At 44.2% G+C, this 13,833-nt stretch carries 12 protein-coding genes; 7 read left to right on the top strand and 5 right to left on the bottom strand.

What is annotated here, in order from left to right:
• The first annotated feature begins 90 nt into the window (after nucleotides 1–90).
• From pgk to AB3F25_RS01210, 4 genes are all read left to right on the top strand, one after another.
• Entirely contained in the window at nucleotides 91–1,254 is a 1,164-nt protein-coding gene (gene pgk, locus AB3F25_RS01225; protein WP_373603714.1) for a phosphoglycerate kinase, read from the top strand.
• 162 nt (nucleotides 1,255–1,416) lie between these two features.
• Nucleotides 1,417–2,496, top strand: coding sequence for a class II fructose-bisphosphate aldolase (gene fbaA, locus AB3F25_RS01220; protein WP_373603713.1), 1,080 nt, complete (start codon nucleotides 1,417–1,419; stop codon nucleotides 2,494–2,496).
• Nucleotides 2,497–2,565: 69 nt separating this feature from the next.
• The gene (locus AB3F25_RS01215; RefSeq protein ID WP_373603712.1) at nucleotides 2,566–3,822 is read left to right on the top strand and encodes an O-antigen ligase family protein; all 1,257 of its coding nucleotides are present in this window, start codon (nucleotides 2,566–2,568) and stop codon (nucleotides 3,820–3,822) included.
• A complete protein-coding gene (locus AB3F25_RS01210; protein ID WP_373603711.1) occupies nucleotides 3,815–4,849 on the top strand; it encodes a glycosyltransferase family 9 protein in 1,035 nt (344 codons plus the stop codon). The genes AB3F25_RS01215 and AB3F25_RS01210 overlap by 8 nt, the downstream gene beginning before the upstream one ends.
• Here AB3F25_RS01210 and AB3F25_RS01205 read toward each other — a convergent pair.
• From AB3F25_RS01205 to AB3F25_RS01195, 3 genes are all read right to left on the bottom strand, one after another.
• Nucleotides 4,805–5,464 (bottom strand): YitT family protein, encoded by a 660-nt coding sequence (locus tag AB3F25_RS01205; protein WP_373603710.1) that lies wholly within the window; start codon nucleotides 5,462–5,464, stop codon nucleotides 4,805–4,807. The genes AB3F25_RS01210 and AB3F25_RS01205 overlap by 45 nt on opposite strands.
• A 248-nt stretch (nucleotides 5,465–5,712) precedes the next feature.
• Nucleotides 5,713–7,881, bottom strand: coding sequence for a heavy metal translocating P-type ATPase (locus tag AB3F25_RS01200; RefSeq protein WP_373603709.1), 2,169 nt, complete (start codon nucleotides 7,879–7,881; stop codon nucleotides 5,713–5,715).
• Nucleotides 7,868–8,074, bottom strand: a complete 207-nt coding sequence (locus tag AB3F25_RS01195; protein WP_373603708.1) for a heavy-metal-associated domain-containing protein — start codon at nucleotides 8,072–8,074, stop codon at nucleotides 7,868–7,870. Before AB3F25_RS01195 ends, AB3F25_RS01200 begins: the two co-directional genes overlap by 14 nt.
• Nucleotides 8,075–8,158: 84 nt before the next feature.
• Between AB3F25_RS01195 and AB3F25_RS01190 the strand changes: the two genes are divergently transcribed.
• Entirely contained in the window at nucleotides 8,159–8,554 is a 396-nt protein-coding gene (locus AB3F25_RS01190) for a MerR family DNA-binding protein (RefSeq protein WP_373603707.1), read from the top strand.
• Here AB3F25_RS01190 and metJ read toward each other — a convergent pair.
• Together metJ and murJ are read right to left on the bottom strand one after the other, a co-directional pair.
• Nucleotides 8,551–8,868 (bottom strand): met regulon transcriptional regulator MetJ, encoded by a 318-nt coding sequence (metJ, locus tag AB3F25_RS01185; RefSeq protein WP_373603706.1) that lies wholly within the window; start codon nucleotides 8,866–8,868, stop codon nucleotides 8,551–8,553. The genes AB3F25_RS01190 and metJ overlap by 4 nt on opposite strands.
• An 84-nt stretch (nucleotides 8,869–8,952) precedes the next feature.
• The gene (gene murJ / locus AB3F25_RS01180; protein ID WP_373603705.1) at nucleotides 8,953–10,548 is read right to left on the bottom strand and encodes a murein biosynthesis integral membrane protein MurJ; all 1,596 of its coding nucleotides are present in this window, start codon (nucleotides 10,546–10,548) and stop codon (nucleotides 8,953–8,955) included.
• Between the two features lie 269 nt (nucleotides 10,549–10,817).
• Here murJ and rpsT point away from each other — a divergent pair, with 269 nt between their 5' ends.
• Together rpsT and AB3F25_RS01170 are read left to right on the top strand one after the other, a co-directional pair.
• Nucleotides 10,818–11,081, top strand: a complete 264-nt coding sequence (rpsT, locus tag AB3F25_RS01175; RefSeq protein ID WP_005548279.1) for a 30S ribosomal protein S20 — start codon at nucleotides 10,818–10,820, stop codon at nucleotides 11,079–11,081.
• A gap of 385 nt (nucleotides 11,082–11,466) precedes the next feature.
• Nucleotides 11,467–13,716, top strand: a complete 2,250-nt coding sequence (locus tag AB3F25_RS01170) for a FepA family TonB-dependent siderophore receptor (RefSeq protein ID WP_373603704.1) — start codon at nucleotides 11,467–11,469, stop codon at nucleotides 13,714–13,716.
• The last annotated feature ends 117 nt before the right edge of the window (nucleotides 13,717–13,833 follow it).

The following is a 13,833-nucleotide window of genomic DNA, read 5'->3' as shown; positions in this document are numbered from 1 at the left end:
TTCGCATTTATTTGATCTAAATCGTTACAACCTAGCGAGAACTAGGTATAATGCGGGCAGTCCTATTTTTAACAAGCAAAGAGGTAAATTATGTCTGTAATTAAGATGACTGATTTAGATTTAAACGGTAAACGCGTATTTATCCGCGCCGATCTTAATGTGCCGGTGAAAGACGGTAAAGTCACGTCAGATGCGCGTATCCGAGCCACCATCCCAACCTTAAAATTAGCCTTGGAAAAAGGCGCTAAAGTGATGGTTACCTCCCACTTAGGTCGTCCGACCGAAGGTGAATTCAAACCTGAAGATTCCCTCCAACCTGTTGTTGATTATTTAAACGAACACCTTGATGTGCCGGTACGTTTGGTGCGTGATTACCTTAACGGTGTCGATGTAAAAGCGGGCGAAATCGTGGTATTAGAAAACGTCCGCGTCAACAAAGGCGAAAAGAAAAACGATCCTGAATTAGGCAAAAAATACGCCGCACTTTGCGATGTGTTTGTGATGGACGCTTTCGGTACGGCACACCGTGCGCAAGCCTCTACTTACGGCGTTGCCGAATTCGCGCCGGTTGCCTGTGCAGGTCCATTGCTTGCCGCAGAACTTGATGCGCTTGGTAAAGCATTAAAAGAACCGGCACGTCCAATGGTAGCGATCGTGGGTGGTTCTAAAGTCTCTACTAAATTGGAAGTGTTAAACTCCCTGTCTAAAATCGCTGACCAAATTATCGTGGGTGGCGGTATCGCCAACACCTTTATTGCCGCAGCCGGTCATAACGTAGGCAAATCCTTATACGAAGCCGATTTAATCCCGGTGGCTAAAGAACTAGCCGCAAGCACCGACATTCCTGTGCCGGTAGATGTGCGCGTCGGTACTGAATTCTCCGAAACCGCACCGGCGACAGAAAAATCCGTGACCGAAGTGAAAGATGACGAATCCATTTTCGATATCGGCGACAAATCCGCTGCACAACTTGCAGACATTATTAAAAATGCGAAAACCGTATTATGGAACGGCCCAGTTGGTGTGTTTGAATTCCCGAACTTCCGCAAAGGAACAGAAATTATTTCTCACGCCATTGCTGACAGCGACGCTTTCTCTATTGCAGGCGGTGGTGATACGCTTGCAGCAATTGATTTATTCGGCATCGCAAATAAAATTTCCTATATCTCCACCGGTGGCGGCGCATTCTTAGAATTCGTAGAAGGTAAAACCTTACCGGCCGTGGAAATTCTTGAGAAACGTGCGAAAAATTAACTGCACTTTTCCCGCATAAGATAACGATGGCGCGCGTCTCCCGACGCGTGTCCAAATCAAAATGCAAGTCCGCACGCGTTAGGAGACGCGCGCTATCAATAAAAAATCTAATTTTTCAAACGGTGGGGTAAAACCCACTCCACATAAAAAGGAAACACAACTATGGCTAAATTATTAGATATCGTCAAACCGGGCGTACTTACCGGTGAAGATGTTCAAAAAGTATTCGCATACGCAAAAGAACACGGCTTCGCGCTTCCTGCCGTCAACTGCGTCGGCTCCGACTCCGTGAATGCCGTATTAGAAACGGCTGCCCGCGTGAAAGCACCGGTGATTATTCAATTCTCTAACGGCGGTGCCGCATTCTACGCTGGTAAAGGCATTAAACCGACCAGCGGTGCCCGTCCAGACGTATTAGGTGCCATTGCAGGTGCAAAACACGTTCATACTTTAGCCAAAGAATACGGCGTACCGGTGATTTTACACACCGACCACGCAGCGAAAAAATTACTTCCATGGATTGACAGCTTACTTGAAGCCGGTGAAAAACACTTTGCTGAAACCGGTCGTCCGCTATTCTCTTCCCATATGCTTGATCTTTCTGAAGAACCAATGGAAGAAAATATGGCAATCTGCCGTGAATACCTTGCCCGTATGAGCAAAATAGGCATGACCCTTGAAATCGAAATCGGTATCACCGGTGGGGAAGAAGATGGCGTGGATAACTCCGGCGCCGATGAATCCCGCCTTTACACCCAACCGTCTGATGTACTTTATGTTTACGACCAATTACATCCGGTCAGCCCGAACTTTACCGTTGCAGCCGCATTCGGTAACGTACACGGCGTATATAAACCGGGTAACGTAAAATTAAAACCGTCTATCTTAGGTGCAAGCCAAGAATTCGTGGCAAAAGAACGCAACCTTCCTGCAAAACCGATTAACTTCGTGTTCCACGGCGGTTCCGGTTCTTCCCGTGAAGAAATCCGCGAAGCCATCAGCTATGGCGCAATCAAAATGAATATCGACACCGATACCCAATGGGCATCTTGGAACGGTATACTCAACTTCTACAAAGCAAATGAAGCGTATTTGCAAGGTCAGTTAGGTAACCCAGAAGGCCCTGATGCACCAAACAAAAAATACTACGATCCACGCGTTTGGTTACGCAAAATGGAAGAGTCTATGTCTAAACGCTTAGAACAATCTTTCGAAGACTTAAACTGCGTTGACGTTTTATAATTGTTAAAAAATACACTAAAATACAACCGCACTTTTGAGTGCGGTTTTTTATTATTAGAGTGATGACTTATGCAAATCTCAAAACAAAAATCTTTTTCTGCCGTCATTAATTTTGCGATTGGCTTCTTCTTCCTTTCTCTTCTCGCGGCAAAAGGGGCATATAACTGGATGCCTTTTTTTTGTGGCGTACTCGGCATAGGATATAGCCTATTTCTATTAACTCGAAAAACGAAATTAGCCTTTTCAAAAAATGATAAATGGATAATTTGCTGTTATGTTTTCTATTTTGCTGTTTTTCTCATCTCTCTTTTCATTCACAAAGGTAACGTTCGGGAATTGGATAACCCGAGTAGAGCGTTAGTTTTCATTCCTGTTTTAATTCTTCTACTGCAAATTCGGCTTCTCCCTCAAGTATTGATTTATTGTATTCCTCTTGGAGCAATAATTGCAGGCGGTATCGCCATTTATGATCGTTTCGTTTCTCAAGTTTGGTTAGCTTTTTCGCCGAGAATTATGCATATTCAAGGGGGCGACATTGCTATGTCTTTAGGCATATTCAGCTTAGTTTTAGGGTTTTATTCTCTTGAGCGAAAAATGCAAAAAACCGCCCTACTATGTTTTTCGGCGGTTATTTTCGGCATCATTGGCAGCCTTTTATCCGGCGCACGCGGAGGATGGATCGGTTTGCCGCTTTTTATCATATTTTCCCTCTGGTTTTATCGGCATTATTTATCAAAAAAATTTTTTATCGGCGCGATTTCCATTTTCATTCTGGCCGGTGTAGGCGCCGCTCAAACCTCCGAAATGAGGGTTATGGAGCGTTTTAACCAAGCTAAATATGATATTACCTCTTATTTATCAGGAAAAAATACTAGCACCTCGCTCGGCGCACGATTTGATATGTGGAAAGGTGCCGTATTGATGATAAAAGAAAAACCGATTTTGGGTTGGGGCGTAAAAGGCTATCAAGAAAAACAGACGCAACAGGTTTCTGAAGGGACTATTAGTGAATACGCGGGGACATTTAAACATGCTCATAACCAATATTTAGATGTATTGACGAAATACGGCCTGCTTGGAATACTGGCTTTGCTCGGAGTTTTCATCTTGCCATTACGAATTTTCATACAAGGACTAAAAACCGCCGGTAATTCAACTGTAAAAATGACGGCCATATTAGGCATTATGCATATTATCTCAGCGATGACTTATTGCTTAAGCCAAAGCTTTTTTAACCACAATTCCGGCAATATTTTCTATTTTTTCCTCGTTATTGTGTTCTACGCCATGATGAGAACCGAACAGCAAAGAGCGAAGCATGAATAATATTTTAGTCATTCGTAACGATAAACTCGGTGATTTTATACAAGCGTGGCCGGCATTTGCTATGTTGAAGGCGTCCAATCCGTCATTAAAATTAACCGCCCTAGTGCCCGCTTACACATCGCCACTGGCTGAAATCTGTCCTTATTTAGACAGTATCATTATTGATAGTAAAAAAGACGATAAAGCCGATTTTCGGCGACTGCTTAATGAAATAAAAAACCATCATTTTGACGGGTTAATCAGCTTTTTTTCCAATACGCATAATGCCAAATTAGCCTGGAAAAGCGGTATAAAATATCGCTTGGCGCCGGCTACGAAATTTGTTCAGTTTTTCTATAATCATCGTCTGACTCAGCGTCGTTCCCGCTCGGAAAAATCAGAAGCGGAATACAATCAAGATTTAGTCCGTGCATTTCTGAAAAAACAGAATATGCCGATTGTAGAAGTAAAACCGCCTTATTTAACCTTCGATAAAAGTGCGCTCGAAAATCAGCGCGTTTTTTTAAGCCAAACGTTAGGGATTTCAACCAATAAAAAATGGATTTTCGTGCATAGCGGTTCCGGCGGTTCGGCAACGAATTTATCGTTACCTCAATATGCCGAATTAATTCAAGGCTTGCTTACCGAATTTGATTGCAATGCGGTGCTAACAGCGGGGCCGGGCGAAAGTGAAAAAGCTCATGAGCTGGCACAATTAGTGAACGACTCGCGCGTGGCGATTTACGATAAAAATCATGGCCTAGTGGATTTTGCCCATTCTTTGGCTTGTGCCGATTTGTTTATTGCCGGTTCAACCGGGCCACTGCATTTAAGCAGCGCGTTTAACGTACCGACCGTCGGATTCTATCCGAACAGTCGTTCTTCTCAGCCGCGACGTTGGAAACCGATTAACGATGCGGATAAACACCTGGCTTTTTGTCCGCCGGCCGGCAAAAACACACAGATGAATTTAGGCTTAATTTCTATCAAAGCGGCTCTAACCTCAATTATTCCCTTCGTACGTCGAATTTGGCAAGCGGGCAATTAAAGCTAAGTAACTTTGCACAATCCAACCAATTCCGGCGGCAAATACCAACGTTCCGACGCCCACCGTGCCGCCGAGAAAAAATCCCAACATACAAACCGAGATTTCAATACCGCTACGCACAATGCCAACTTTCCAATGAAAACGCTGACAAATGCCCACCATTAAACCATCACGCGGCCCCGCGCCTAAATGACACGTCAAATAAAATGCGGTGCCTAAGCCGTATAGAAACAAGCCGCTGATGCCGAAAATGATGCGAAGTAAAAGCGTGGTCGGTTCCGGTACCGTTTTGGTGGTCAATCCGAGGAAAAAGGCGATGACGATAATATTCAGCAAGGTACCTAATCCAAAGCGGAGTTTAAGCGGTAACCACGCCAGCATAACAATGCCGCTAATGAAAAATGACGCCCAACCGATACTGATATCGCCTTGTAACGCAATGCCTTGCGAGAGCACCGTCCAAGGTGTTGAACCGAGCCCGGAAAGGACGATCAAACCATCGCCCGCGCCCAAGACGGCCAACGCCAAAAGTAAAACCCATAAAGTTTTAAATCGTATGGACCAAAGCGAAGTTGCCGCCCAAGCGGTATGCGGAATAACGCGTATTTTTTTCATAAATTCCCTTGTAAAAGGCACCTCGCCATCATAAAGGGAAACGGCCAAAAACCAAAATAGTTTAATACGCAATACCGACAAGCTTTCGACTTGTACGAGGAACGGCGATAAACCTTGCTTGAATGCGGTGCCAATCGGCAATGACGATTATACGAAAAACCAACCGCCGTCTACTCTCAAAATAGCACCGCATTGGCGTCATTTTCTGAGTGCTGCGGTTATGCGGAGCGCACTTATACGGTTATTGATTAACGGAGTTTCAAACGTTTTAATCTTAACGCATTGGTCAGCACCGAAACGGAGCTTAACGCCATCGCACCGCCTGCAATAACCGGACTTAAATAGCCCAATGCTGCGAGCGGAATACCTAATAGGTTGTAAATCAAAGCAAAAAATAAGTTTTGTTTGATGTTCGTTAAGGTAGCTTGCGCGATGAAAATTCCGTCGGCTAATTGATTCACGGACTGACGCATTAAAGTCGCTGATGCAGTTTGCTGCGCCACATCGGAACCCGATTTCATGGCGAAACTGACATCGGCCATAGCTAACGCCGCTGCATCGTTAATGCCATCGCCCACCATCGCGACAATTTTGCCTTCTTGCTGCAAGGCTCGAATTTTAGCCGCCTTATCGCGCGGGCTGAGTTGGCCGAAGGCGTGTTGAATGTCGAGCTGTTGCGCAACATAATCCACCACCGATTGGCGATCGCCGCTCATAATCAGCACGTCGATATTGCGTTGTCGTAAGCGCGCGATCGCTTGCTTGCTTTCCGACCGTAACGTGTCCGTCAAGGCAAAAGCGCCCGCCGCTTCACCGTTTATGGAAACCGCCACTACACTAGCAATTTGCCATACATCCGGTAAATTTTCCGGCAGGGCAAATCCACAAAATGCCGGAGTACCGACATTAACCGAACCCACCCCTTCCACTTGTGCGCAAATTCCCTCGCCCGGCGTAGTTTGGGCTTCCAATGCGGTGCTAATTTCGAGCTTCATTTCTTGTGCCGTATGCACAATGGCTTGCGCCAGCGGATGAGCGGCATGTTGTTCGACAGTGGCGGCAATGCGGTAAAGCGACTCCTCCGAGAGCACCGCATTGGAAGGCCGCCAGACGGCTACAACTTGAAGATCGCCGTTCGTTAACGTGCCGGTTTTGTCTAATACCACGGTATCGATATGCGCCGCCTGCTCCATCGCCGCCGCGTCTTTAAACCAAATGCCGCTGTTCACTGCTTTACCCATACCGGCCATAATGGCGGCTGGTGTGGCAAGCCCAAGCGCGCAAGGACAAGCAATCACCAATACCGCAACGGCGTGCATAACGGAAGTGTCGAGTTGCTTCGTAAACAGCCAAGTAAGCATGAAAGTAAGCGCCGAAACGGCAAGTACTGCCGGAACAAAAATACCGGCAACTTTATCGGCAAAGCGCGCAATGGGCGCCTTTGTACCTTGCGCTTCGGAAAGCGCACTCATCATATCACCGAGCAAGGTTTGCGCGCCGAGCTGATTCGCGCGATAAGTCAGGCTGCCTTCCGTCACCATCGAACCGGCCAGCACGGAACTTTGCGGTTGCTTCATTTGCGGTGCTGATTCGCCGGTTAAATGACTTTCGTCGCACCAACCGTGGCCTTCTTCCACCACGCCGTCTGCCGCGATACGTTCGCCATGATTGGCCCGCAATACATCACCGGCGTTGACTTGATCAAGCGGAATGTTTCGCCAAGCGCCGGCTCGCAATACGCTGACTTGCTTCGGCGTGAGTTGGAGCAATAATTCAAGGCTATTCAAACTGTGTTTTTTGGTGCGTTCTTCCAAAAACTTACCGAGACTTACAAAACCGATCACCATCACCGCTGCTTCAAAATAAATGTGATGCGTCGCATCATGCCCCAAAGCACGGTGGTGGAACAGCATATAAGTGGAATAAAGGTAAATCGTCAGCGTGCCACTGCTCACCAATACGTCCATATTCGCAAGACCGCCGCGAATACTGCCGATAGCTCCGCGATAAAACGGAATCGCCAAACCGACTTGTACAATGGTCGCCAAAATAAATTGCCACATCGGCGGCAGCATTAAATCATGATTACCAAGTAACATTCCGAACATACCGAACAAAAACGGAATATTAATCAGCAGCAACAACCAAAGGCGCCAATGCGGTTTTTGTCGCTTGTGTGACGCAACCGGCGCATCGCTTTTCAAGGTGCCTTTAAAACCCGTTTTTTGAATAATGCCGATAATCTCTTCCACGTCGGCTTGGCTCGGATCAAACTCCACTTGTGCTTCTTCCACCGCAAAATTCACATTTGCTTGCGACACGAAAGGCTTTTTATTCAACACTTTTTCAATGCGACTGGCACAAGATTGGCAAGTCATGCCTTCAATTTGCAGGCGAATTTTTTTATGCTGTTGCATCAAAGCCTGCGTCCTCAATGGTTTCAATTAATTGGCCGATGGAAACTTTGCTTTCATCAAATTGAATGTCTGCATAGCCTTGCAAATCGACATTCACTTTTTCTACGCCATCAAGCGCTTCCAGCACCTGCGTGACACTTTTCACACAGCCGCCACAATGCATTCCTGTGATAATTAAACGAACGTTTTTCATAGATTTCTCCTTGTTTTAGATTGAATGATAAACGGATGTCGGCTACTATAAACCTTAACTCAAGGTTAAGGTCAAGATTTTTTTATGAATATTAGCGAAGCGGCAAAATTAAGCGGACTCAGCGCCAAACAAATTCGGGATTATGAAAAGCTTAGTTTGCTTAAACCGGCGGCACGTAGCCTTTCCGGCTATCGTCATTATGAAGAAAAAGATATTGAACGGTTGCATTTTATTCGCCATTCGCGCGATGTGGGCTTTTCCTTACAACAAATCGAACAACTGATACATTTGCAAGACAACCCTCGTCGCAACAGCCGCGAAGTTAAAGCGCTCACGGCGCAACATATTGAAACGTTAAAACGACAAATCGAACGATTAGAAAAAATGCTCGCAGCATTGCAACGCTGGCATGATGATTGTCAGGGCAACGATTGCCCCGATTGTGCAATTTTAGAAGGGCTAAATAAAGAAAGCGGTTAATAATCCCAAGTTTCAGGATCAATTCCCAATTGACGCATAATCTCTTTTGCGTTTTCCGGAATTTCATCGTGGCGTTCTTTCATCAAATCTGCATCTGTCGGTAAGGGTTGACCGGTAAAGGCATGTAAAAAAGCCTCACAAAGCAATTCGCTATTGGTTGCGTGACGTAGGCTTTTTAACTGACGGCGGGTACGTTCGTTGGTTAAAATTTCTAAAACTTTGATCGGAATCGACACGGTAATTTTCTTCACCTGTTCGCTTTTTTTACCATGCTCCGCATAAGGGCTGATATATTTGCCCTCCCAATTCGCCATAACGCACCTTTTTAAGTTAAAAAATAAAACTTGATAATGTGTGGGTATTCTAATGAAAAAACCGATAAATGACAATCTAGACGGCTAAATGGCTGTGGTTTCCTCGAATTTACCCGCAATAAAAGCAGATTTCCTTATACCTAATAAAATCAGCATGCCGCCGTAAACCAAGACAGCCAAAACGATCAACCAAGCAAGCCAATGCACACGCATTAAAAAAGTCATAGACGCCCATTGCTCGATGCCCGGCGTGTAGTAGCTCAATGCGGTGCCCATCAGCACGGAGGCGGCAAACACTTTAGCCAAAAAGAGCGCACTCTTGTGCGAAAAACGATACACTTCCGCTTTCGCTAAACCGCGGTAAAGTAAACATGCGTTCAAGGTCGCCGACATGGCGGAAGCCATAGCCAACCCCACATAACCAAAAGGAATCGCCAATACATTAAAACCCATATTGCTCACCATGGCGATCACACCGATTTTTACCGGCGTCTTGGTATCTTGGCGCGCGTAATAGCCGTTGGCAAAAATTTTAATCAGCATAAAACTCAGCAAGCCCGCGTTAAACGCCCATAAAGAATAAGACGCCGCGTGCACATCATGAAGGGTAAAACTGCCACGCATAAACAGCGTCAGCAACATTGGTTTAGCCAATACCGCAATGCCAACGGCGGCCGGCACGCCGAGTAATAAAATCATTCGCACGCCCCAATCCATGGTATTGCGAAAGTCTAGCGCGCTTTGCACCGAATTATCTTGGCGATTGACATGATGGCGCGAAAGTGTCGGCAAAATTACAGTGGAAATCGCAATGCCGAATAACCCGAGGGGAAATTCCAATAAGCGGTCGGAATAATAAAGCCAACTGATAGAACCGGTCATCAAAAAACTGGCAATGACCGTATCCAACAATAAATTGATTTGGCTCACCGACACACCAAACAGAGCCGGAAGCATAAGTTTACGAATTTTCGTCACTCCCTCATCATGCCACGCCCATTTAGGCTTAACGAGCAATCCCGCTTGTTTCATAAAGGGAATTTGGAACAAAAACTGCAACAAACCGCCGAGAAAGATGCCGATTGCTAAAGCCAAGTCAGGATTATCCATCTGTGGGGCTAAAAAAAGCGCGGTGGCAATCATAGCGATATTTAACAGCACCGGCGAAAATGACATCACGCCGAATTTACCTATGCTGTTGAGCACCGCACCGGAAAGCGCTACGAAAGTTATGAACCATAAATAAGGAAAGGTGATTTTGAGCAACAGGGACGCCTGTTCAAATTTATGCGCGTCAGGGCCATTGTTTAACCAATCGGTGAACCAGCCCATACCGAATAAAGCCACAACGATCGGCGAGCCTAGCATGGCCAAAATCGTTACGATACTGACCAAACCGCCCAACGTACCGGACACTTTTCCGATAAATTCTCGGGTTTTATTGAGATCACCGGATTTTTGATATTCTGCCAATACCGGCACAAACGCTTGCGAGAAGGCTCCTTCGGCAAATAGACGGCGTAGGAAATTCGGAATTCGGTTAGCAAATAAAAATACGTCCGCCACGGCTCCCGCACCGATAAGGTGAGCAATTACTACATCGCGCAGCAAGCCTAACACGCGCGACAATAAAGTCATTCCACTTACAATAATGCCGGATTTTAAAAGTCGTTTACTCAAAATAAAGCTCTCTTGGACCAGAAAATTTTAGCCTAATTGTATAGAAATTTTGCTTTTACGCTATATTCCGCACCAAAAAACTGATAGAATCCGCCACACATCGTTTGTGTGAGCCCCTATTGAAAAAGCTTGTAAAAATAACGATGCTTACTTTCGGTTGTGTCTCACCGAAATCAACACAAATCACTCATTGACAAATGTATAAAAAATCGGCATATTGACGCCCTTTATTTTGTCTATCAATTAACAAAAATTTTAGGAGTTTGACCTTGGCTAATATCAAGTCAGCAAAAAAACGTGCGGTTCAATCCGAAAAACGCCGCCAACATAACGCAAGCCAACGCTCTATGATGCGTACTTACATCAAAAAAGTATATGCTCAAGTAGCAGCAGGTGAAAAAGCAGCAGCTGAAGCAGCATTCGTTGAAATGCAAAAAGTTGTTGACCGTATGGCTTCTAAAGGTTTAATCCACGCTAACAAAGCGGCAAATCATAAATCCAAATTAGCTGCACAAATTAAAAAATTAGCGTAATTAAAACAATTCAAGTCAAGACCGCACTTTTAAGTGCGGTTTTTTTATAAAAAAATGCAGTATTATGTAGCAGCTCCAAAAAGATTTAACTTATTGTTTCTGCTATATTTTCTTATCTTTTATTTGTAACAGTACACAAAACTTTCGGACTATAAAACGTACTAGGAAACCCTGACAATATTTGCGATGTGCACTGTCTGCATTGCGGTATTCACCACAAAGTCTATTTTCTTACTTATCTTAAAAAGCGCGTAACTCATCGTCTCCCCCCAAAAAATGCCGATACTATTTTTTGCATTGAATCAAGGTTTTTCTTACCCAAATTTCGCTATTTACTCAAATATATATCGATCTTATCATTGCAAAGTTATTTATCTAACTACTTATGCAAAAAACTTTATCGGGGCTAAGTCTTATCGGCTTAGCAGTTATTTCCACAGTTTCCCGTGCTGATCAATTAGATATTATTCAGGTCACAGCCGACACGGAACAATCTTCCAATCAATCACTAGGAAGAACAACTCTTAGCTCAAAAGAGATTGCCAAACAACCGGTAGTAAGTGATATTGCCGAATTAGTTCGCATGCAACCGGGCGTAAATTTTACTTCGGGAAATGGTAATGGTTCTTACGGCAACAAACGACAAATTGATATTCGTTCTATGGGGCCGGAAAACACCCTTATTTTAATTGATGGTAAACCGGCAACTTCACGTAACAGCGCCCGTTACGGACGATTTGGTGCGCGCGATACACACGGTGACAGTAAATGGGTACCGGTGGAAGAAATTGATTCCGTTGAAGTGATTCGCGGTACGTCAGCAGCCCGTTACGGTTCAGGCGCTATGGGTGGCGTAGTAAACATTAAAACAAAATCTGTAACAAATGAATTAAAAGGTGGCCTTTCTTATTATTTAAATTTACCGGAAGACAGTAAATACGGCACAACTAACCGTACAACCTTTAATTTAAGCGGTCCTTTAATGAAAGATGTGTTAGGCTTCCGTTTATACGGTAGTTGGAGTAAAACGCGTGCAGATTCACCATCTATTAATGCGAACCCAGACGGTACATGGTCTTACGCGGGCCGTGAAGGTTTACGCAATAAAGATATTGCTGGTCGTTTAAATTGGAACATTACACCAAATCAAACTTTAACGTTCGATGTAAGCTATAGCCGTCAAGGAAATATCTATTCCGGCGATAGTGAATCTTGGGGTGCAAATGATGCAGAAAAAGAATTAGCGGGACGAAATCTAGAAACTAATCGAGTTTACCGTCAAGCTTACTCTCTCACTCATAAAGGCAAATGGTCTTGGGGTGAAAACGAAACCTATATTGCTTTTGATAAAACGACTAATGCACGACTACCTGTTGGTTTAGGCTTTGCGATGGAAGGACACTGGAATGGTGGTGATTTAAACTTTACAGATAGCGATCTTACCAACACTCGATTCAGCAATGAATTACGTATTCCATTTACATTCGGCGCAGAACACCTACTAACTATTGGAATGGAAGCTAACCACAGCAAACTCAATGATCCGAGTTCAATGAGCTACAACCTGAGAAATAACAGACCGATGAATTTAGGTGTGATTCCTTGGTTGCAAAGTGAAAATCGTAGTGGTGAAACCAGCTTAAGCGAATACGGTATTTTTGTTGAAGATATGATTGATTTTGGCCAAGGTACTGTTGTTACGCCGGCAATTCGTTTTGATCATCATAGCGTTTCTGGCGGCAATTGGACTCCAAGCCTAAATCTATCACAAGACGTGAACCCGTATTTAACCTTAAAAGGCGGTATTGCTCGAGCCTATAAGGCACCTAACCTTTATCAAATTACGGAAGGCTATGTATTGGCAAACCGCCAAAATAACTGTCCGGCAACAGCGGCAAATATCACCACTGTAGGTTCTTGCTACACCATCGGGAGTAAAGATCTTAAACCGGAAACCAGTGTAAACAAAGAAATCGGTTTTGAATTGCATAATGACCAAGGTTATAAACTCGGTTTAACCTATTTTTACAATGACTACCGTAACAAGATCGATGCCGATGAGGCTCTACTAGGTACCACAGATAACCCAAGTTATCGACGTGTCGGTCAGTATGGCGCGCCGGGACAATATATCCGTACCACCAATATTTATAAATGGGGTAATGTAACTCGCGCAACCGTTGCCGGAATTGAAGGTTATTTAAATTTACCACTTATCACCGATAAATTAAGTTTAGATACCAACTTTACTTATTTCACAAAAAGTAAAAACCGTGCAACAGGTAACCCATTAAATCTTTCACCAAAATACACAATTAGCTCAACTCTAAGTTATCAGATTACTGATAAATTAGATTTTGCAACCACTTATACCCGTTTCGGCAAGCAATTTAGCAAATCAAAAGGTACCCGTTATATGGACTTCAGCCGAACCGGCGCACACGATATGACAATTCGAGAAAGCCAAGGCAGTTATGGCTTATGGGGCGCCAGTATCGGTTATAAATGGCAAAACTTTAGTGTTCGCGCCGGTATAAGTAATATCTTAAACAAGAGATTATATGTTGACGGTAAGGCACAAAGCTATAACGAACCGGGACGTTCTTACTACACAACATTAAAATACATGTTCTAGCTTTTAACCAAATTATGTAGTTGTTACATAAAGTTAGATTGCCTCTATAAAATAGCACCGCATTGAAATGACTTCCAATGCGGTGCTATTTTGTGATCCCAATCCGTACTTCGTTCG

This window comes from Aggregatibacter sp. HMT-949, from assembly GCF_041734645.1.
Classification (GTDB): domain Bacteria; phylum Pseudomonadota; class Gammaproteobacteria; order Enterobacterales; family Pasteurellaceae; genus Rodentibacter.
The sequence above is the reverse complement of the archived record's forward strand: the minus strand, read 5'-3'. Positions and strand labels throughout refer to the sequence as shown.

Bases quoted from the DNA above. Each gene is read 5' to 3' on its own strand.
- pgk (WP_373603714.1), top strand. From the start codon at position 91: ATGTCTGTAATTAAGATGACTGATTTAGATTTAAACGGTAAACGCGTA.
- fbaA (WP_373603713.1), top strand. From the start codon at position 1,417: ATGGCTAAATTATTAGATATCGTCAAACCGGGCGTACTTACCGGTGAA.
- AB3F25_RS01215 (WP_373603712.1), top strand. From the start codon at position 2,566: ATGCAAATCTCAAAACAAAAATCTTTTTCTGCCGTCATTAATTTTGCG.
- AB3F25_RS01210 (WP_373603711.1), top strand. From the start codon at position 3,815: ATGAATAATATTTTAGTCATTCGTAACGATAAACTCGGTGATTTTATA.
- AB3F25_RS01205 (WP_373603710.1), bottom strand. From the start codon at position 5,464: ATGAAAAAAATACGCGTTATTCCGCATACCGCTTGGGCGGCAACTTCG.
- AB3F25_RS01200 (WP_373603709.1), bottom strand. From the start codon at position 7,881: ATGCAACAGCATAAAAAAATTCGCCTGCAAATTGAAGGCATGACTTGC.
- AB3F25_RS01195 (WP_373603708.1), bottom strand. From the start codon at position 8,074: ATGAAAAACGTTCGTTTAATTATCACAGGAATGCATTGTGGCGGCTGT.
- AB3F25_RS01190 (WP_373603707.1), top strand. From the start codon at position 8,159: ATGAATATTAGCGAAGCGGCAAAATTAAGCGGACTCAGCGCCAAACAA.
- metJ (WP_373603706.1), bottom strand. From the start codon at position 8,868: ATGGCGAATTGGGAGGGCAAATATATCAGCCCTTATGCGGAGCATGGT.
- AB3F25_RS01170 (WP_373603704.1), top strand. From the start codon at position 11,467: ATGCAAAAAACTTTATCGGGGCTAAGTCTTATCGGCTTAGCAGTTATT.